We start from the raw sequence: 17,504 nt of genomic DNA, 5'->3' as shown, positions 1-17,504 counted from the left end.
GATCGGCCCATGGAACTCTATACCTATTACCGTTCGACCTCGTCTTTCCGGGTACGCATTGCGCTGGCGTTGAAGGGGCTGGATTACCAGGCACTGCCGATCAACCTGATCGCGCCGCAGGGGGGCGAACATCGCCAGCCGGCGTACCTGGGCATCAACCCGCAAGGCCGGGTGCCGGCCTTGCGCACCGATGAAGGCGAATTGCTGATCCAGTCACCGGCGATCATCGAGTACCTGGAGGAACGTTATCCACAGGTGCCGCTGCTGTCCAAAGACCTCGCCGCCCGCGCCCACGAGCGTGGAGTGGCGGCGGTGATCGGCTGCGACGTTCACCCACTGCACAACGTCAGCGTGCTCAATAAGCTGCGGCAGTTGGGGCACGATGAGGCGCAAGTGGTCGAGTGGATCGGTCACTGGATCAGTCAAGGGTTGGCGACGGTGGAGCAGTTGATTGGTGATAGCGGTTACTGCTTTGGCGAGCAACCGGGGCTGGCGGACGTTTATTTGATCCCGCAGTTGTATGCGGCCGAGCGCTTCAATATTTCCCTTGAGGCCTACCCGCGAATTCGGCGAGTGGCGGCGCTTGCGGCGACACATCCAGCCTTCTTCCTGGCCCATCCGGCGAACCAGCCTGACACCCCTTAATGGCTTCACATCGACCCAATGTGGGGCGATCAATGGATGATGGCGTTGGGCGGAAGGTGCCCCAGCCGCTCGGTCAGGCGAATCTGCTGAATCGGGTCGTCGCAGAGCAGCAGCGCGTGTTCCAGGTCAAAACGCTCGGCATTCGGGCAATCCAGCCGTTGATAGAGGCTGGCCCGGGCCAGGTAGTCGGAGGCGTTGGCGTTGCCCAGCTCCAGCACGCGCTCGGCGTCGATCAGGGCGTCGATGTAGTCATCGTTCGTGAGGTACAACTGGCGCAGGTTGCGTGACAGCCGTTGCAGCATCTGCGCAGGTTCGGCGGTCTGCAAATGCTCGGCGCTGAGCTGCATGTTCGGGCCGTACTGGCGTTGCAGCAGTTCACGGCAATCGTTGGGGTACAGCCGGCGCCCGCCGCACGGGTCGAGCAGGTGATCGGCGCCTTGCACCCGCAGCAGGAAATGCCCGGGGAAGTTGACCCCGACCATGGGGATTTCCAGTCTTCTGGCCAGCTCCAGGGCAATCAGGCCCAGCGCCAATGGCTGGCCGCGCCGGCGTTCCAGCACTTTATGGAGCAACGCCACTTGCGGGCGCAAGGGCGTGAAGTCGTCCTGGGCGAACCCCAGGTCATTCATGCGCCGCAACAACGGTTGCGCCAACTCATTTACCGGCAGCATCGGCAATCCGTAGCTGACCCGCTGTTGCAGGTCCTTGAAGTCCGCCAGCACAGTTTCGGGATTCAGCTCTTTATCGTGTTCGACGGCGATCCACAACGCCGCCTCGAACAGCGCGGGCGGTGATCGTTGCAGACAGTCGAAAAAGCGTTGGCGCGGGGTCATCAAAATCTCCGGGGAATGCCTCGTTTTAGCCCCGTCGCAGGCTTTCGTCCAGTGCTGAACACAGGCCGTAACAGGTTATGTCCGAAAACCTTTAAAGCCGCGCTGCTTATTCCTGTGCGCTTCTGCAATTTTTGTGCGCAAGCCTATACTGGCGACTACAAGAAGTGATTCGGGAGCCCTACGATGTTCGCTCTCATGCAAAGCACTCGCCTTGAATCGCTGCACCTGAGCGTCGATCCGGTCACCGGGTTGAAGGCGGTGATTGCCATCCATAACAGCCGCCTGGGACCTGCCTTGGGCGGGTGTCGTTACCTTGCCTACCCCAGCGATGAATCCGCGATCGAGGATGCTGTGCGCCTCGCCCAAGGCATGAGTTACAAGGCGGCCCTGGCTGGCCTGGCTCAGGGCGGTGGCGTTGCGGTGATTATTCGCCCGGCCCATGTGGAAAACCGCGCCGCAGTATTCGAAGCGTTCGGGCGCTGGATCAATCAGCTCGACGGTCGCTACATCACCGCCATCGACGCCGGCACCTCGGTGGCGGACATGGACTGCATCGCCCAACATACGCAATTCGTCACCAGCACCACCGCTGCGGGGGACCCAGCACCGCATGCCGCCATGGGCGTATTCGCCGGCATTCGCAGCACCGCCATGGCCCGCTTGGGCAGCGATAATCTGGAAGGGCTGCGCATTGCCGTTCAAGGCCTGGGCAATGTTGGTTATGCCCTGGCCGAGCAGCTGCACGCTGCCGGCGCCGAGCTGCTGGTCAGCGACATCGATCACGGCAAAGTACAACTGGCCATGGAGCAGTTGGGCGCTCATCCGATCGCCAACGAAGCGCTGCTCAGCACCCCTTGCGACATTCTCGCGCCTTGTGGCTTGGGCGGTGTGCTTAACAGGACCAGCGTGACGCAGTTGCGCTGCTCGGCGGTCGCAGGTTCGGCCAACAACCAACTGACCCATCTGGAAGTCGCCGATCAGCTGGAACGCCGGGGCATTCTGTATGCGCCGGATTACGTGATCAACGCCGGCGGGCTGATCTACGTGTCGCTCAAACACCGTGGGGAAGAGCTGACGACCATCACCGCGCACCTGTCGAAAATCAGTTCACGGCTGACCGAAGTCTTTGCCCATGCCCAGGCGGAAAAACGTTCTCCGGCCAGGGTAGCGGATGAGTTGGCAGAGAAAGTGCTGTACCGGTAAACGTTTGAATCGATAAAGGAGTGAGTGCCTATCCGGCCAACTTGCTCCCCAAGCCCTGCGCCACAAACGTCGGGCCTGACAATCGCACGCCGACCCCGCGTGCCAGGAGCCCTGTGATGCTTCACAAGGTTGAGCTGCCCTACACCCGTTTTTTATCCCCTGACGGCCAGGTGCTCTGCGATCTCCCTCCCTGGGCCGACGACTTCAATCTGTTGACGCGCTTGTATCGGCAGATGGTCCTGACCCGCCTTTTTGACCAGAAAGCGGTCGCCCTGCAACGCACCGGGCGCATCGGTACCTACGCGCCGACCCTGGGCCAGGAAGCCATTGGCGTTGCGGTCGGCAGCCTGATGCACGCCGAAGACGTGCTGATCCCGTATTACCGCGACACCGCCGTGCAACTGATGCGTGGCGTGCGCATGGAAGAAATCCTGTTGTATTGGGGCGGCGATGAGCGTGGCAGCGACTTTGTCGACCCGGCGGTGGCGCAGGATTTCCCGATCTGTGTGCCGATTGCCACCCAGGCCCTGCATGCCTGCGGCGTCGCCAGCGCATTCAAGATCCGTGGCGAGCATCGGGTTGCCGTCACCACCTGCGGCGATGGCGGCACCAGCAAAGGTGATTTTCTCGAGGCCCTCAATGTCGCTGGCGCCTGGCAGTTGCCGGTGGTGTTCATGGTCAACAACAACCAATGGGCGATTTCGGTACCGCGACGAATTCAGTGCGGCGCTCCCACGTTGGCGCAGAAAGCCATTGGCGCCGGGTTCCACGGTGAGCAGGTCGACGGCAACGACATACTCGCCGTGTATGACCGCGTGCAAGCGGCCCTCGAACGGGCGCGCCACGGCAAAGGCCCGGTGTTGCTCGAATGCCTGAGTTATCGCCTCGGCGATCACACCACGGCCGACGATGCCACACGCTACCGGTCGGCGGACGAAGTCAAGCAAGCCTGGCTCGAAGAACCGATCAAACGTCTGCAGCGTTTCATGGTCGGGCAGGGCGTGTGGGATGAAAGTCGCGAGCAGGCGCTGATCAGCGAATGCCAGGGGTTGGTGCAGGTTGCTGTGGATAACTTCGAAGCGGCGGGCCTGCAGGCGCCGGCATCAGTGATCGATCATGTCTACGCCCAGTGGCCACAAGCCCTGGCCGAGCAGCGTGAAGACTTCCTCGAACGAGTGGCGCGCCGGACGGGAGGTTCGGGCCATGAGTAACGGTAAGGTAACGCTGCTGGAGGCGGTGAATCTGGCGTTGCATCGGGCCATGCGCGAGGACGAGAACGTTATCGTCCTCGGTGAAGACGTCGGGGTGAACGGTGGCGTGTTTCGCGCCACGCTGGGCCTGCGCGACAGCTTTGGTTTCAAGCGGGTAATCGATTCGCCGCTGGCCGAAACCATGATCGGCGGGCTGGCAGTGGGCATGGCGGCCCAAGGCTTGAAACCGGTGGTGGAAATCCAGTTCATGGGGTTTATCTACGCCACCATGGAGCACCTGGTGTCCCACGCCAGTCGCATGCGCAACCGCACGCGCGGGCGGCTCACCTGCCCGATGGTGCTGCGCTCGCCGATGGGTGCAGGGATTCGTGCGCCGGAACATCACAGCGAAAGCACCGAAGCACTGTTTGCGCACATTCCGGGGTTGCGGGTGGTGATCCCGTCCTCGCCGGCCCGGGCCTATGGTTTGTTGCTCGCGGCCATCGACGACCCGGACCCGGTGATCTTTCTCGAACCGACCCGACTCTATCGCATGAACCCGCAACCGTTGTTGGATGACGGCAAACGCCTGCCGCTGGACAGCTGTTTCACCCTGCGCGAAGGCAGCGACATCACCTTGATCAGTTGGGGCGCCAGTGTGATGGAAACCCTGCAAGCCGCCACGGCGTTGGCCGAGCAGGGCATCTCGGCGGAAGTGATCGATGTCGCCAGCATCAAACCGTTGGACCTCGACACGATGGAGGCCTCGGTGCGCAAGACCGGTCGCTGCGTGATCGTGCATGAGGCGCCGCGCTCCTGCGGGGTCGGCGCGGAAATCGCCGCCAGTCTCTACGAACGGGTGTTTCTGCAGTTGCAGGCACCGATCCAGCGAGTCACCGCGCCGGACATCCCGCCACCGCTGTATCGACTGGAATCGCTGTACATGCCTGGCGTCGAGGACATTCTTCACGCCTGTGACACCGTGTTGCGCCACGCCTGAAGAAGCCCTTGAAGAAACGCCAGAGGCCGAGGAGATTGCGATGAAATATTTCAAACTGCCGGATCTGGGCGAAGGCTTGCAGGAGGCGGAAATCGTCCGCTGGCACGTCAAGGTCGGCGATACCGTCAAGGCTGACCAATTGCTGGTGTCGGTGGAAACCGCCAAGGCGCTGGTGGACATTCCCGCGCCTTACGACGGCGTGGTGGCGAAAACCTTCGGCGGCGAGGGCGACATCCTGCATGTGGGGGAGCCGTTGCTCGGTTACGAAGGCGAAGCGGATGCGGGCACCGTGGTCGGACGGCTTGAGGGCGGCGGCACGAATCAGGAGGATGCCTTTTTTATCGGCACCGCGCCTTCGACCCGCGAATACCTGGCGAACCGCGCCACGCCAGCAGTGCGTCAATTGGCGCGACAACTGGGCGTTGAACTGAGCGCCTTGGTCGGCTCCGGCCAGGACGGTCAGATCACCCGCAGCGATGTGGAAAATGCGGCCCAGACGGAACGCGAGCGTTTCGGCGGTGAGAAGCTGCGCGGTGTGCGGCGCAGCATGGCGCTGAACATGGCCAGGTCCCATGCCGAAGTGGTGCCGGTGACGATTTTCGGCGATGCCGATCTGCATCGCTGGGGGCAGGCGCGAGAACCACTGATTCGTCTGGCCAAAGCCATGGCGGCGGCCTGCGCGGTGGAGCCAGTGCTCAATAGCGGCTTCGATGGCAAAACCCTGTCGCTCAAACAACACGAACGGCTCGACCTGGGCATTGCCGTGGATACACCGGACGGTTTGTTCGTGCCGGTGCTGCGCGATGTCGGCAATCGCACGTCGGCGGATTTGAAAGAAGGTGTGATGCGCCTGCGCGCCGATGTGCAGGCGCGTTCGATTCCGCCCAAGGAAATGATGGGTGCGACCCTGACTCTGTCGAATTTCGGCACCTTGTTCGGTCGCTACGCCAACCCGGTGGTGGTGCCGCCGCAAGTGGCGATCCTCGCCGCCGGGGCGATCCGCGATGAACCGGTGGCGGTCGAGGGGGCGGTGGCGGTGCATCCGATCCTGCCGCTGTCCCTGACCTTCGATCACCGCGTGGTCACCGGCGGCGAGGCGGCGCGGTTCTTCAAGGCGTTGGTCGACGCACTGGAGCAGCCTGACGCCTGATTTTCTGCGGGCATGAAAAAGGCCCTGAGCCATTGGACTCAGGGCCTATTCAATTCGGGCATTGCTTACTTCGGCGTCTTGGCGGCTTTGGCTGGCTTGGTCGGCTCAGCTTGCTCCACTTCAACAGGTGCAGCCACTTCAACAGGTTTAGCGACTTCAGCCGGCACGTTGAGCAATTCGGACAGTGCGTCCGGCTGGCTCTTGAACGCCTTGGCGAACACGTCGCGGTTCTTCGCCATGTAGATCCCGGCTTCTTCCACTTGCTGCTCGGTCAGGGACGGAACGGCTTTTTGCAACACTTCAGCCAGCAATTCGGCCAGTTCGAGCATTTTGTCATGACGGTCAGCTTCGGCTTTATCCATGAACAAGCGCTCCAGATCTCGGCTGCTGCGGTATACCACTTCGACGGCCATTCACCACCTCACATGCCTTCACATTTAGTTGTCTTTGCGACTACTGTATCTATATACAGCGAAAAGGATAAGCGAATCCCTGAGCTTTGGGTAGTGGCTTTTTAATGTAGACCGGATTCGGGGTTTGTCAGGTGAACGGTGGCGCTCCATTCGCGGCTACAGGTTTGGTGTTGACCTGCGACCAAACGCCACGGAGCGTGTTTTAAAGCACCTCGCCATCATGTGGCAGGCAACCCCTGGCCTTTTTTCTGCATGCAGAACAACCGTCACGTCCAACCCGCATCATCCGCTCGAACCGAGCTAAGGAACAATCATCGTGAAAATCAACTGGGCCGAGAACCTGCGGCAGAACGTGCACCAACTGGCCGAGTCCCTGGGCAACCTGTTCGTCGAGACCTTCCACTACCTGGCGCTGTTCGCCATCGGTGCGGTGACTGCCTGGGCGGCGGTCATGGAGTTCATCGGGATGCTGGAACAGGGGCACATCAAGATCGATGACATCCTGTTACTGTTCATCTACCTGGAACTGGGGGCGATGGTCGGGATTTACTTCAAGACCAATCACATGCCGGTGCGGTTCCTGATCTACGTGGCRATCACCGCGCTGACACGGCTKCTGATCTCCAACGTCTCGCACCACAATCCGCCGGACCTGGGGATCATTTACCTGTGCGGCGGGATCCTGCTGCTGGCGTTTTCGATTCTGGTGGTGCGTTATGCCTCGTCGCAATTTCCTTCGGTGAAGATCGAACACCCGCAACGCAAGATCGGTGCGGGTTCCGGTGAACATCCCGAAGTGGAGAAGGGCGAACTTTAATACCCGATTTCAGGTCGGGGCCGGGCTTTGGCCTGTGGCGGCGGCAGCTTACGGTTGTCGCCGTCGGTCATGGCTTCGAGGATGGCCACGGCGCATTGACCCTGTTCGATGGCGATGCCGAATTGAATGCTTTGCACCAGGCGTTTGAGGCGCTTGGGGTCATTGCGTTGTTCGGCGCTGATCATCCGTTTAGCCACCACGCGGCCAGCGTTGGAGAGGGTCAGCATGATGCTGCCGTCCAGGCCCTGGATGCTCAGGTTGATTTGATAATCCGCTGCAAAAGCATCGGTAATGAGCTGAAAAGGGTTGTCCATAATGCGTCACCGCCTGATTGAACGTGCAGTTGTTGACGGCTGTGATCGGGATTAGTTCGCAATACCAGACCACCGGCCTTCCATGTTCATGCGCTTTCTTCCGTGCCGCACAAGGGAGATAGCAAGGGGCATGCCGGAAAAACTGTCGGACAATGTTTACGGCAAAAAAACGGCGGGCACTCTGGCCCGCCTTCTTTTTGCCTGCCCGTTTCAGGGCATAAATGAATAGATGATCGCAGACAGTGCAATCAGACCGACCAACACCACGAACACGTTCGAGGCCTGGCCCGAGTACTGGCGCAAGGCCGGCACGCGGCGGATGGCGTACATCGGCATCAGGAACAACAGGCAGGCGATGATCGGCCCGCCGAGGGTTTCGATCATGCCCAGGATGCTCGGGTTGAAGGTCGCCACGGCCCAGCAACTGAGGATCATGAACAGCGCAGTGAGGCGGTTCAGCCAGCCGGCGGAGACGACTCGACCACGGCCACGCAGGCTTTTCACGATCAGGCCCTGAAAGCCTTCGCTGGCGCCGATGTAATGGCCCAGGAAGGATTTGGTGATTGCCACTAGTGCAATCAGCGGCGCGGCGTAAGCGATGACCGGCGTCTGGAAGTGGTTGGCCAGGTACGACAGGATCGAAATGTTCTGCGCCTTTGCCGCGGCCAAATCAGCCGGGGACAACGCCAGCACGCAGCTGAAGCAAAAGAACATCACCGTGACGACCATCATGGCGTGAGCAATCGCCAGAATGCCGCTGCTTTTGCGTTCGGCTTGCTTGCCGTAACGCTGCTTCTGATCGACGGCGAAAGCGGAAATGATCGGCGAATGGTTGAACGAGAACACCATCACCGGGATCGCCAGCCACAAGGTCTTGAAGAACAGCGGCAGCGGCATGCCTTCACTGGCGGTGGCGAAGAACGCGCCGTTCCAGTTCGGGATCAGGCTGATGCCCAGTAGCAGCAATGCCGCGACGAACGGGTAAACCAGCACACTCATGCACTTGACGATGACGCCCTGACCACAACGGACGATGGCCATCAGGCCGAGAATCAACCCCAGTGACAGGATCGCCCGAGGCGGTGGCGTCATGTGCAACTGGTGCTCCATGAGGCTGCTCAGGGTATTGGTCAGCGCTACGCTGTACACCAGCAGAATCGGGAAAATCGCGAAGAAATACAGCAACGTGATCAGCTTGCCGGCACCGATGCCGAAGTGTTCTTCCACCACTTCAGTGATGTCCCCGGAACGGCCGGACAACACGAAACGAGTCAGACCGCGGTGTGCAAAGAATGTCATCGGAAACGCCAGCACTGCCAGGATCAGCAGCGGCCAGAAACCACCCACGCCGGCGTTGATCGGCAAAAACAGCGTGCCGGCGCCAATCGCTGTGCCATAGAGGCCAAGCATCCAGGTGGTGTCGTGTTTACTCCAGCCTTTGTGGGTTATTTCGTTATTGCGTGTGAGGTCTACAGCGGGATTATCGGCAGCAGGTGTACGTACATCGGTCATCGTTTTCGCCTCGTTATTATTATTACTCGGGCTCACGTGTTGCGAACGGTCAGGAAATGCTCCTCAGCACTCCACCCAGCTAACCGCCAGGCCGCCCCGTGAAGTTTCTTTGTATTTGTCGTGCATATCGGCGCCGGTATCGCGCATGGTGCGGATCACCCGGTCCAGGGAAATGAAGTGTTTGCCGTCACCGCGCAGGGCCATTTGCGTGGCGTTGATCGCCTTCACCGCGGCAATCGCGTTGCGCTCGATGCACGGCACTTGCACCAGACCGCCGACCGGATCGCAGGTCAGGCCGAGGTTGTGTTCCAGGCCGATTTCAGCGGCGTTTTCCAGTTGTTCCGGGGTGGCGCCGAGCACGTCGGCCAAACCGGCGGCGGCCATGGCACAGGCGGAGCCGACCTCGCCTTGGCAGCCGACTTCGGCGCCAGAAATCGAGGCGTTTTTCTTACAAAGAATGCCTACGGCAGCCGCGCCCAAAAAGAACGCCACGACGTCATCGTCCGATGCGTCCGGGTTGAATTTCATGTAGTAGTGCAGCACGGCCGGAATGATCCCCGCCGCCCCGTTTGTAGGCGCGGTGACCATCCGTCCGCCCGCGGCGTTTTCTTCGTTCACGGCGAGGGCGAACAGGTTCACCCACTCCATGGCCGACAGGGTGGAGCTGATGACGTTCGGTTTGCCGATTTCCAACAGGCTGCGATGCAATTTCGCGGCGCGGCGGGGAACATTCAGACCGCCGGGAAGGATGCCTTCGTGACGCAAGCCTTGCTCGACGCACTCGCGCATTACCGACCAGATGTGCAACAGGCCCTGACGGACTTCGGCTTCGCTGCGCCAGGCCAATTCATTGGCCATCATCAATTCGGACACCCGTAGACCGTGCTGTTTGCAGAGCTTGAGCAATTCGGCGGCGCTGGAGAAATCGTACGGCAGCACAACGTCGCTGGCCGGCGCAATGCCGGACTCGGCTTCGGCCGCGTCGATGATGAAACCGCCGCCCACCGAGTAGTACGTCTGCTCGAACAGCTCACCGGTTTCGCCGAAGGCTGTCAGGGACATGGCGTTAGGGTGGTAGGGCAGGCTCTCGTCGAGCAGCAGGAGATCGTGCTGCCAGTTGAAGGCGATGGTCGCTTTGCCGGCCAGGGACAGCTTGCCGGTTTCCCGCAGGTGCAGGATGCGCGAATCGATGGTGGTCGGGTCGATGCTATCCGGCCATTCGCCCATCAGGCCCATGACACAGGCGCGGTCGGTGGCATGGCCGACGCCGGTGGCTGAAAGCGAACCGTAAAGCCGGATTTCGACCCGACGGACGGCGGCCAGTAAATGCTGGTCAATCAGTGCTTGGGCAAAGGTCGCTGCAGCGCGCATCGGGCCGACGGTGTGGGAACTGGACGGACCGATGCCGACTTTGAAGAGATCGAAAACACTGATAGCCATGCTAAAGCCTATACAAGCAATGGAAGAGAAATCGCCGCCATTTTTGTAGGCCAAGCGCAATGTCGGCGATACTGCCTACCTCGGTCCTACGTGACCAATGAAACTTCCTAAGACAGCCTTTAGCAGGACTAAACGATGAGTCGTCAATTGCACGCCCAGACTTATGTCTGGCTGCACGTGTTTTCCTGTGCCGCGCGGCACCTGTCGTTTACCCGTTGTGCCGAAGAACTGCACATCACGCCGGGTGCGGTCAGTCAGCAAATTCGGCAACTGGAAGAGCGGCTGGGTTTTCGCCTGTTCCACCGTCGCGCTCGTGGCGTGGAATTGAGTGCGCAAGGCCAGCGCCTGGCCATTACGGTCAACGAGGCTTACGGCAGCATCGACGCAGAATTGCGACGACTGGATGCGGGAATGATCAGCGGGATTTTGCGGGTGCGTTCGATTCCCTCGTTCCTGAGCAAATGGCTGACCCCGCGTTTGCCGCGTTTGCAGCAGCGTTTTCCGGACATTCAATTGCGCCTGGTGGCGGAGGACAGCAGCGTGCCGTTGCACGAGGGAGATTTCGATCTGGCGATCGATCTGAATGACGGCAGCTATCCCGGATTGTTATCCACAGCCTTGCTCGACGAGCAGATATTTCCGGTGTGCGCCCCGAGCCTGTTGCGAGGGCGTCCGCCGCTGCACGGCCCGGCAGACTTGATGCACTTTCCGTTGTTGCACGACATCACCGCCTGGCGCGGCAGTTACGAATACGCGGAATGGGAGTTTTACCTCAATGCCATCGGTTTCGAAGGCGCGGACGTGCGGCGCGGGCACACCTTCAACCGCAATCACCTGACCATCGAAGCGGCGATTGCTGGGATGGGCGTGGCGATTGCGCGGCGAACGCTGCTTAACGATGAGCTGGAACGGGGCACGCTGATCGTGCCGTTTGGCCTGGCGGTGCCTAATCACAAGCGCTACGTGCTGCTCTACGCGCCGGGTGCGCTGAGCCATCCGGGCGTGCGCGCGGTGCATGACTGGCTGGTGGAAGAGGCGGGGATTTTTCGTGACCTGCATCCGCTGGGGGGCGCGGCAGATGTGACCATTTGTGACTGAAGACAGGGCCGACCCAACTCCCGACATTAACAGCGCTTTTGCTCGTTGTCCGGCTTTTTTTGCGTATGAATATTTATCTTTTTTTAGGGGTTGAAATGTTCCGCGCACACACCGATTGTGTAACCAAGAGGTTGCGGTGATGACGCCCAAGGGCCAGCCGATGCGCCTCTTGCGAGCTAGCTGAAATAAGGGAAGAACTATGCAAATCCAAGTCAATAGCGATAACCATATTCAAAGCAGTAAACGACTGGAGGAGTGGGTACGTACTACCATTGAGAGCACGCTCGAACGTTATGAAGAGGACCTGACCCGCGTCGAGGTCCATCTGCGGGACGAGAACGGCGACAAGCCTGGTCCCCATGACATGCGCTGCCAGCTGGAAGCGCGGCCAAAAGGCCACCAACCAATTTCCGTTACCCATAAAGCTGACTCCCTGGAACTGGCGATCGACGGGGCAGCCGAAAAACTTGAACATGCGCTGGAGCATATGTTTGGCAAATTACGCGGCAAACCACGCGCCGCTGTGGTGCCGTTCGATAGGGGCGCTCATGCCGATGCGCTGCTTGAGGATGAGTTTCTCGAGAACGAACAGGCTGCGCTCAATGGCTGAGGCCTGATTCACCTTTTACCTTCCTGATTAAAACGGGCCTGCGATTGCAGGCCCGTTTTGTTTCTGGCGTGAGAGCTGCCGAAGGCTGTGATCTTTTACTCTTTGTTCTAGCGTAAAAACGCCTGCCGATACTCCCCAGGCGTCCCACCCAACGCCTGTCGAAACCGGTTGGTGAAATGGCTCGCACTGGCAAACCCGCACGCCAGCGCAATCTCCCCCAACGGCTGCGACGATGCGCGCAACAACTCCCGCGCGCGCCTCAGACGCCGCGCCAACACATACTGATGCGGCGGCAAGCCGAAGCTCACACGAAACATCCGCGCAAAGTGATATTCCGACAGCGCGCACAAGCTCGCCAATTGCCCAAGGCTGATCGCCTCCGCCAACTGACTGTCGATGAACTCCACCAGTTGCCGCCGCTGATGCGCCGCCAATCCACCCTTGAGGCGCAGGCCCTGACGCACACCAACCTGGCTGAGCAAGGCGTGGCTGAGCATCTCGTGGGCCAGGCTGCTGGTGAGCAGGCGTTCGCCGGGTTCGTCCCAGTTGAGGCTGATCAACTGCCGAAAGTGCCGTACTTGCTGCGGGTCTTCGAGGAACGTGCGCTCGCGCAACTGCAATTCCCGTGGCTCGCGATCCAGCAACGTGACGCAACCAAGGGCAAATTGTTCGGGGCTGAAATACAGGTGGGCCAGGCGAATRTCGCCGTTGATCACCCAGCCTGACTGATGGTCGGCCGGCAGAATGCACAGCTTGTCCGGGCCGCCCTTGGTGCCGGGCTGGTCGCGGCGAAAGGTGCCGGTGCCGCCGGCGATGTAGCACGACAAAGTGTGATGGCTCGGCGCTTCGTAGTCCTGGGCGTCATGGTGGTTGCTCCACAAAGCCGCAGCCATGCCGTCACCGAGCTCGGCGCTGTGCTCCAGGCGAGCATTGGGCGAGCGGTTGAGGGCTTGAAAGACTTGCAACGTTTCCAGTGCGGCCATGATCGGTTCTCTCCAACGCCTTGCATCCTACTCCGTAGACGCTGGCCTGCCAGCCTGCGGGCCGACAAAAGCGCAAGTTTATGCAAGTGAAAAAGGGGGGCGCGCCGGACACTGAAGGCCTATTCAGGAGTCTTCACCATGAACCTCTCGCTATACCTGCTGACCGTATTGATCTGGGGCACCACCTGGATTGCCTTGAAATGGCAATTGGGCGTGGTGGCGATTCCGGTGTCGATCGTCTATCGCTTCGGCCTCGCCGCGCTGGTGCTGTTCGTGATGTTGTTGCTTAGCCGGCGCCTGCAAGTGATGAACCGTCGCGGGCATCTGATTTGCCTGGCGCAGGGGCTGTGCCTGTTCTGTATCAATTTCATGTGCTTCCTCACCGCCAGCCAGTGGATCCCCAGCGGTCTGGTCGCCGTGGTGTTTTCCACCGCCACGTTGTGGAATGCCTTCAATGCGCGGGTGTTCTTCGGCCAGAAAATCGCCCGCAACGTGTTGATGGGCGGCGCGTTGGGCTTGCTCGGTCTTGGTCTGTTGTTCTGGCCGGAGCTGGCCGGTCATACCGCCAGCCCGGAAACCTTGCTCGGGTTGGCCCTGGCGTTGCTCGGAACCTTGTGCTTCTCGGCGGGCAACATGCTGTCGAGTCTGCAGCAGAGGGCCGGCCTGAAACCCCTGACCACCAATGCCTGGGGCATGGCTTATGGCGCAGCGATGTTGTCGGTGTGGTGCCTGGTCAAAGGTATCCCGTTCGACATGGAATGGAACGCCCGTTACATCGGCTCGTTGCTGTACCTGGTGATTCCGGGCTCGGTGATCGGCTTCACCGCCTACCTGACGCTGGTCGGGCGCATGGGGCCGGAGCGGGCGGCGTATTGCACCGTGTTATTCCCGGTGGTGGCGCTGAATGTGTCGGCGTTTGCCGAGGGCTATCAATGGACGGCGCCGGCATTGGTGGGGTTGGTGCTGGTGATGTTGGGCAATGTACTGGTGTTTCGTAAGCCCAAGGCACCGATGGTGCAGGGAAGCGGCAAATTGGCCTGATGCTTTGACCGAGCGCTGAACAACTCAGCGCTCGATTCTGATAGCGATATAAATCAGCAACGGCAATATGAAGTCGACAATATGCCGAGAACGGGCAGGTGTTTAAAACACCCGCCCTTTTTGATCAGCCTTTCCACACTTGTGGGTTCACCAGATCCTGCGGTCTTTCACCCAACAAGGCACTGCGCAAGTTAGCCAACGCACGGTTGGCCATGGCTTCGCGGGTTTCGTGCGTGGCCGAGCCGATATGCGGCAGGGTCACGGCGTTTTTCAGTTGGAACAGCGGTGATTCAGCCAGTGGTTCTTTCTCGTAGACGTCCAGCCCGGCGCCACGAATCCGGTTGTTTTGCAGCGCTTCGACCAGCGCCGGCTCGTCTACCACCGGGCCACGGGCGATGTTCACCAGAATGGCGCTCGGTTTCATCAACGCCAGTTCGCGGTGGCTGATCAGGTGCCTGGTTTTTTCGCTAAGCGGCACCACCAGGCAGACGAAATCGGCTTCGGCCAGCAGTTGATCCAGGCTACGGAACTGTGCGCCGAGTTCCTGTTCCAGTGCGGTCTTGCGGCTGTTGCCGCTGTAGATAACCGGCATGTTGAAGCCCAGTCGACCACGACGGGCGATGGCCGCGCCGATGTTGCCCATGCCGACGATGCCTAAGGTTTTGCCATGCACATCGCTGCCGAACAACGGTGCACCGACGGTGGCTTGCCATTGGCCTGCCTTGGTCCAGGCGTCCAGCTCGGCGACGCGGCGGGCACTGCTCATGAGCAGGGCGAAGGCCAGGTCGGCGGTGCTTTCGGTGAGCACGTCGGGGGTGTTGGTGAGCATGATCCCGCGTTCGTTGAAGTAGGCGAGGTCATAGTTGTCGTAGCCGACGGAGACGCTGGACACCACTTCCAGTTTGCTGGCGTTCTCCAGTTGCGCCCGGCCGAGTTTGCGACCAACGCCGATCAGGCCATGGGCGTGGGGCAGGGCTTCGTTGAACTGGGCGGCGATGTCGCCGTTTTTCGGGTTCGGCACGATCACATCGAAATCCTGTTGCAGGCGTTCGATCATGGGCGGAGTGATGCGGCTGAAGGCGAGGACGGTTTTTTTCATTGGAGAGGGGCTCGTCGGGCGTGGAGATTGCCAAGCAAGCTAACATTCTTCGCGGACATTATGCGAGTGCTCGGATTGCCCGGGTGTACGCCATCCAAAATTGTGGGAGCGAGCGGTGCGGCGATCCGACTTGCCCGCGAAGGCCGCCTGACTGCCGGCCAATCACCCATAGATGAACCCGTTCAACTGTAGGAGCAGAGCTTGCTCGCGAAAGCGGTGTGTCAGGCGGCGTAAATGTTGAATGCTGGAAAGCCTTCGCGGGCAAGCCTCGCTCCTACAGGGGGTCAGCTGTGTGGCGCGGGCTTCGGTACGTCGACGTTATCCAGCACCCGGTTCACCGCCAGTTCGGCCAGCATGATGACTTGCTGGATCGCCAGGATCGTGTGCCGCTGCGGGGCGTCGACATAGGCGGCAATGTCGCTGGTCATGACGCTGGCCGAGGCCAGGGATTCGCAGACATGGGCCAGCAGGCTCTCGTTGTCCATGTCCGGCGCGACCTGAAACATCCTGCTTGGCTTGCGGCCTTCTGGTTTTTTCGGAGTGGGCTTGAGGTAGTGATCGAGCGCTCGTTCGGCGGCTTCGTTGAGTTTTTTCGAATCGAGAGATTCGTAGGGGGAAACGTCGTCGGTTTCCGGAGGGTTCGGTGTTTCTTTAATCATGCGGAAGTTACTCATTGGCAGATGAAGTGGAACTGCCATCTTTCGTTTTCCAGACGAAAGGGTGGCAGCTGTGCGCGGACTGGAAAAACCGGAACACCCACCAAAACCCGGCAGACCCGAAGGTCTCCCGCGCACAGCCGCCATAACAAGGATTGCGTGCAGTAAAAAGCGTCGCAGTATGCCATGGGGTGTGGTCAGTGTTCGCCAGGTTTTCCAGACCTGATCGCTGATTTTGCAGCGACCCACAAAGCCTACCCACTTCGCTTCCGACCCAACAACCGACAGAACTCGTCGGAAACATCCCCCAAAATCACCGCGTCTGTAGGACCGTGAAATCAGTTCGCCAGCCGAGCCCCGCCCAAGCTGCCGCTCAATTCATACGCCGCCAATTCCGCCTGATGCGCCGCCAGAATCTCCGGCAACGATCCACGCAAGTATTCGACCCAGGTCTTGATCTTCGCGTCCAGATACTGCCGCGACGGGTAAATCGCATACAGATTCAATTCCTGCGAGCGGTACTTTGGCATCACCCGCACCAGCGTACCGTTGCGCAGCCCTTCAATCGCCGCATACACCGGCAACACCCCAACCCCCATGCCGCTGGTGATCGCTGTCTTCATCGCGTCAGCGGAGTTCACCAAGAACGGTGAGCTGTTGATGGTGACCATTTCCTGGCCTTCGGGGCCATCGAAAGCCCACTTTTCCAGCGGGATCACCGGGCTCACCAGGCGCAAGCACATGTGATTGAGCAAGTCGCTGGGCTTCTGCGCGCAGCCGTTGGCTTTTACATAGGCGGGCGATGCGCAAACGATGCTGTAGGTGATGCCCAAACGTTGGGAGACGAAGCCCGAGTCGGGCAGTTCGCTGGCGAGCACGATGGACACGTCGTAGCCCTCGTCGAGCAAGTCCGGCACACGGTTGGCCATGGTCAGGTCGAAGGTCACGTCGGGGTGGGTCTTGCGGTAGCGAGCGATGGCGTCGATGACGAAGTGCTGACCGATGCCGGTCATGGTGTGCACCTTGAGTTGCCCGGCCGGGCGCGCGTGGGCGTCGCTGGCCTCGGCTTCGGCTTCTTCGACATAGGCCAGGATCTGCTCGCAGCGCAACAGATAGCGCTTGCCCGCTTCGGTCAAGGCAATGCGCCGGGTGGTGCGGTTGAGCAGGCGGGTTTGCAGGTGGGCCTCCAGGTTGGAGACCGCGCGCGAGACGTTGGCCGTGGTGGTGTCCAGTTGTACGGCGGCGGCGGTGAAGCTGCCGGCCTCGGCCACGTAACTGAAGGCGCGCATGTTTTGCAAAGTGTCCATGGGGTGCTCTCTTGGCGGATGGCAAATTGTGACACGAAGTTTCAGAGACTGAGACCCCGACCAAGGGATTATCTCGTTAACGGTAACAAAGATTCACAAGAATCCCGGCTTATCGCCAACAAGGCCCACCCCTAGAATTGCGCCGACTGTAGGAGCCGGCTTGCTGGCGATGGCATCACTGCGGTCTTCAGAT

General features: G+C 60.4%; 17 protein-coding genes and 1 pseudogene. 9 read left to right on the top strand and 9 right to left on the bottom strand.

The annotated features are described in order from the left end of the window. Window positions 1-9 precede the first annotated feature (9 nt). The gene (maiA, locus tag AC1DIS_RS10130) at window positions 10-645 is read left to right on the top strand and encodes a maleylacetoacetate isomerase (protein ID WP_477743250.1); all 636 of its coding nucleotides are present in this window, start codon (window positions 10-12) and stop codon (window positions 643-645) included. 29 nt (window positions 646-674) lie between these two features. Here the strand turns inward: maiA and AC1DIS_RS10125 are convergent, their stop codons facing one another. Beyond that, on the bottom strand, window positions 675-1,478 hold the full coding sequence (locus AC1DIS_RS10125; protein ID WP_477743251.1) for a SirB1 family protein: 804 nt from the start codon (window positions 1,476-1,478) through the stop codon (window positions 675-677). A gap of 183 nt (window positions 1,479-1,661) precedes the next feature. Between AC1DIS_RS10125 and AC1DIS_RS10120 the strand changes: the two genes are divergently transcribed. The 4 genes from AC1DIS_RS10120 to AC1DIS_RS10105 all read left to right on the top strand — a co-directional run bounded on the left by AC1DIS_RS10120 (window position 1,662) and on the right by AC1DIS_RS10105 (window position 6,021). After that, entirely contained in the window at window positions 1,662-2,681 is a 1,020-nt protein-coding gene (locus AC1DIS_RS10120; protein WP_018927157.1) for a Glu/Leu/Phe/Val dehydrogenase family protein, read from the top strand. A 116-nt stretch (window positions 2,682-2,797) separates the two neighbouring features. After that, window positions 2,798-3,892 carry a pyruvate dehydrogenase (acetyl-transferring) E1 component subunit alpha gene (gene pdhA / locus AC1DIS_RS10115; RefSeq protein ID WP_019647692.1) on the top strand — a complete coding sequence of 365 codons (1,095 nt, stop codon included), beginning with the start codon at window positions 2,798-2,800 and terminating at the stop codon, window positions 3,890-3,892. Then, window positions 3,885-4,871: an alpha-ketoacid dehydrogenase subunit beta gene (locus tag AC1DIS_RS10110; protein WP_086944719.1), complete on the top strand. Its 987-nt coding sequence runs from the start codon at window positions 3,885-3,887 to the stop codon at window positions 4,869-4,871. The genes pdhA and AC1DIS_RS10110 overlap by 8 nt, the downstream gene beginning before the upstream one ends. 40 nt (window positions 4,872-4,911) lie before the next feature. Further along, window positions 4,912-6,021 (top strand): dihydrolipoamide acetyltransferase family protein, encoded by a 1,110-nt coding sequence (locus tag AC1DIS_RS10105; protein WP_018927154.1) that lies wholly within the window; start codon window positions 4,912-4,914, stop codon window positions 6,019-6,021. Window positions 6,022-6,194: 173 nt separating this feature from the next. On the opposite strand, the pseudogene AC1DIS_RS10100 reads toward AC1DIS_RS10105, so the two are convergent. Further along, window positions 6,195-6,434: pseudogene (locus AC1DIS_RS10100) on the bottom strand (YebG family protein); the annotation flags it as partial. 316 nt (window positions 6,435-6,750) lie between these two features. Between AC1DIS_RS10100 and AC1DIS_RS10095 the strand changes: the two are divergent. Beyond that, on the top strand, window positions 6,751-7,251 hold the full coding sequence (locus AC1DIS_RS10095) for a phosphate-starvation-inducible protein PsiE (protein ID WP_018927152.1): 501 nt from the start codon (window positions 6,751-6,753) through the stop codon (window positions 7,249-7,251). Here the strand turns inward: AC1DIS_RS10095 and AC1DIS_RS10090 are convergent. From AC1DIS_RS10090 to AC1DIS_RS10080, 3 genes are all read right to left on the bottom strand, one after another. Continuing rightward, window positions 7,248-7,565 (bottom strand): DUF3509 domain-containing protein, encoded by a 318-nt coding sequence (locus AC1DIS_RS10090; RefSeq protein ID WP_018927151.1) that lies wholly within the window; start codon window positions 7,563-7,565, stop codon window positions 7,248-7,250. The genes AC1DIS_RS10095 and AC1DIS_RS10090 overlap by 4 nt on opposite strands. 210 nt (window positions 7,566-7,775) lie before the next feature. Then, a complete protein-coding gene (locus AC1DIS_RS10085; protein WP_086944720.1) occupies window positions 7,776-9,077 on the bottom strand; it encodes a serine/threonine transporter in 1,302 nt (433 codons plus the stop codon). Between the two features lie 63 nt (window positions 9,078-9,140). Next, window positions 9,141-10,517 (bottom strand): L-serine ammonia-lyase, encoded by a 1,377-nt coding sequence (locus AC1DIS_RS10080; protein WP_477743252.1) that lies wholly within the window; start codon window positions 10,515-10,517, stop codon window positions 9,141-9,143. A 135-nt stretch (window positions 10,518-10,652) separates the two neighbouring features. Between AC1DIS_RS10080 and AC1DIS_RS10075 the strand changes: the two genes are divergently transcribed. Together AC1DIS_RS10075 and AC1DIS_RS10070 are read left to right on the top strand one after the other, a co-directional pair. Beyond that, a complete protein-coding gene (locus tag AC1DIS_RS10075) occupies window positions 10,653-11,615 on the top strand; it encodes a LysR substrate-binding domain-containing protein (RefSeq protein ID WP_018927148.1) in 963 nt (320 codons plus the stop codon). Between the two features lie 199 nt (window positions 11,616-11,814). Continuing rightward, window positions 11,815-12,225, top strand: a complete 411-nt coding sequence (locus AC1DIS_RS10070) for an HPF/RaiA family ribosome-associated protein (RefSeq protein WP_064620217.1) — start codon at window positions 11,815-11,817, stop codon at window positions 12,223-12,225. A 107-nt stretch (window positions 12,226-12,332) separates the two neighbouring features. On the opposite strand, the gene AC1DIS_RS10065 is transcribed toward AC1DIS_RS10070, so the two are convergent. Further along, window positions 12,333-13,208, bottom strand: coding sequence for a helix-turn-helix transcriptional regulator (locus tag AC1DIS_RS10065; protein ID WP_477743253.1), 876 nt, complete (start codon window positions 13,206-13,208; stop codon window positions 12,333-12,335). A 138-nt stretch (window positions 13,209-13,346) separates the two neighbouring features. Here AC1DIS_RS10065 and AC1DIS_RS10060 point away from each other — a divergent pair, with 138 nt between their 5' ends. Further along, window positions 13,347-14,249, top strand: coding sequence for a DMT family transporter (locus AC1DIS_RS10060; RefSeq protein WP_018927145.1), 903 nt, complete (start codon window positions 13,347-13,349; stop codon window positions 14,247-14,249). 124 nt (window positions 14,250-14,373) lie between these two features. On the opposite strand, the gene AC1DIS_RS10055 is transcribed toward AC1DIS_RS10060, so the two are convergent. From AC1DIS_RS10055 to AC1DIS_RS10045, 3 genes are all read right to left on the bottom strand, one after another. Beyond that, window positions 14,374-15,348, bottom strand: a complete 975-nt coding sequence (locus AC1DIS_RS10055) for a 2-hydroxyacid dehydrogenase (RefSeq protein ID WP_018927144.1) — start codon at window positions 15,346-15,348, stop codon at window positions 14,374-14,376. 284 nt (window positions 15,349-15,632) lie between these two features. Next, the gene (locus tag AC1DIS_RS10050; RefSeq protein ID WP_258614504.1) at window positions 15,633-16,007 is read right to left on the bottom strand and encodes a DUF6124 family protein; all 375 of its coding nucleotides are present in this window, start codon (window positions 16,005-16,007) and stop codon (window positions 15,633-15,635) included. A gap of 335 nt (window positions 16,008-16,342) precedes the next feature. Continuing rightward, window positions 16,343-17,311 (bottom strand): LysR family transcriptional regulator, encoded by a 969-nt coding sequence (locus AC1DIS_RS10045; RefSeq protein ID WP_018927142.1) that lies wholly within the window; start codon window positions 17,309-17,311, stop codon window positions 16,343-16,345. Between the last annotated feature and the right edge of the window lie 193 nt (window positions 17,312-17,504).

This window comes from Pseudomonas sp. 05N433 (assembly GCF_056396925.1).
Note: the sequence above shows the minus strand (reverse complement) of the source record. Positions and strands in the feature narration are given on the sequence as shown.

Bases quoted from the DNA above. Each gene is read 5' to 3' on its own strand.
- maiA (WP_477743250.1), top strand. From the start codon at position 10: ATGGAACTCTATACCTATTACCGTTCGACCTCGTCTTTCCGGGTACGC.
- AC1DIS_RS10125 (WP_477743251.1), bottom strand. From the start codon at position 1,478: ATGACCCCGCGCCAACGCTTTTTCGACTGTCTGCAACGATCACCGCCC.
- AC1DIS_RS10120 (WP_018927157.1), top strand. From the start codon at position 1,662: ATGTTCGCTCTCATGCAAAGCACTCGCCTTGAATCGCTGCACCTGAGC.
- pdhA (WP_019647692.1), top strand. From the start codon at position 2,798: ATGCTTCACAAGGTTGAGCTGCCCTACACCCGTTTTTTATCCCCTGAC.
- AC1DIS_RS10110 (WP_086944719.1), top strand. From the start codon at position 3,885: ATGAGTAACGGTAAGGTAACGCTGCTGGAGGCGGTGAATCTGGCGTTG.
- AC1DIS_RS10105 (WP_018927154.1), top strand. From the start codon at position 4,912: ATGAAATATTTCAAACTGCCGGATCTGGGCGAAGGCTTGCAGGAGGCG.
- AC1DIS_RS10090 (WP_018927151.1), bottom strand. From the start codon at position 7,565: ATGGACAACCCTTTTCAGCTCATTACCGATGCTTTTGCAGCGGATTAT.
- AC1DIS_RS10085 (WP_086944720.1), bottom strand. From the start codon at position 9,077: ATGACCGATGTACGTACACCTGCTGCCGATAATCCCGCTGTAGACCTC.
- AC1DIS_RS10080 (WP_477743252.1), bottom strand. From the start codon at position 10,517: ATGGCTATCAGTGTTTTCGATCTCTTCAAAGTCGGCATCGGTCCGTCC.
- AC1DIS_RS10075 (WP_018927148.1), top strand. From the start codon at position 10,653: ATGAGTCGTCAATTGCACGCCCAGACTTATGTCTGGCTGCACGTGTTT.
- AC1DIS_RS10070 (WP_064620217.1), top strand. From the start codon at position 11,815: ATGCAAATCCAAGTCAATAGCGATAACCATATTCAAAGCAGTAAACGA.
- AC1DIS_RS10060 (WP_018927145.1), top strand. From the start codon at position 13,347: ATGAACCTCTCGCTATACCTGCTGACCGTATTGATCTGGGGCACCACC.
- AC1DIS_RS10055 (WP_018927144.1), bottom strand. From the start codon at position 15,348: ATGAAAAAAACCGTCCTCGCCTTCAGCCGCATCACTCCGCCCATGATC.
- AC1DIS_RS10050 (WP_258614504.1), bottom strand. From the start codon at position 16,007: ATGATTAAAGAAACACCGAACCCTCCGGAAACCGACGACGTTTCCCCC.
- AC1DIS_RS10045 (WP_018927142.1), bottom strand. From the start codon at position 17,311: ATGGACACTTTGCAAAACATGCGCGCCTTCAGTTACGTGGCCGAGGCC.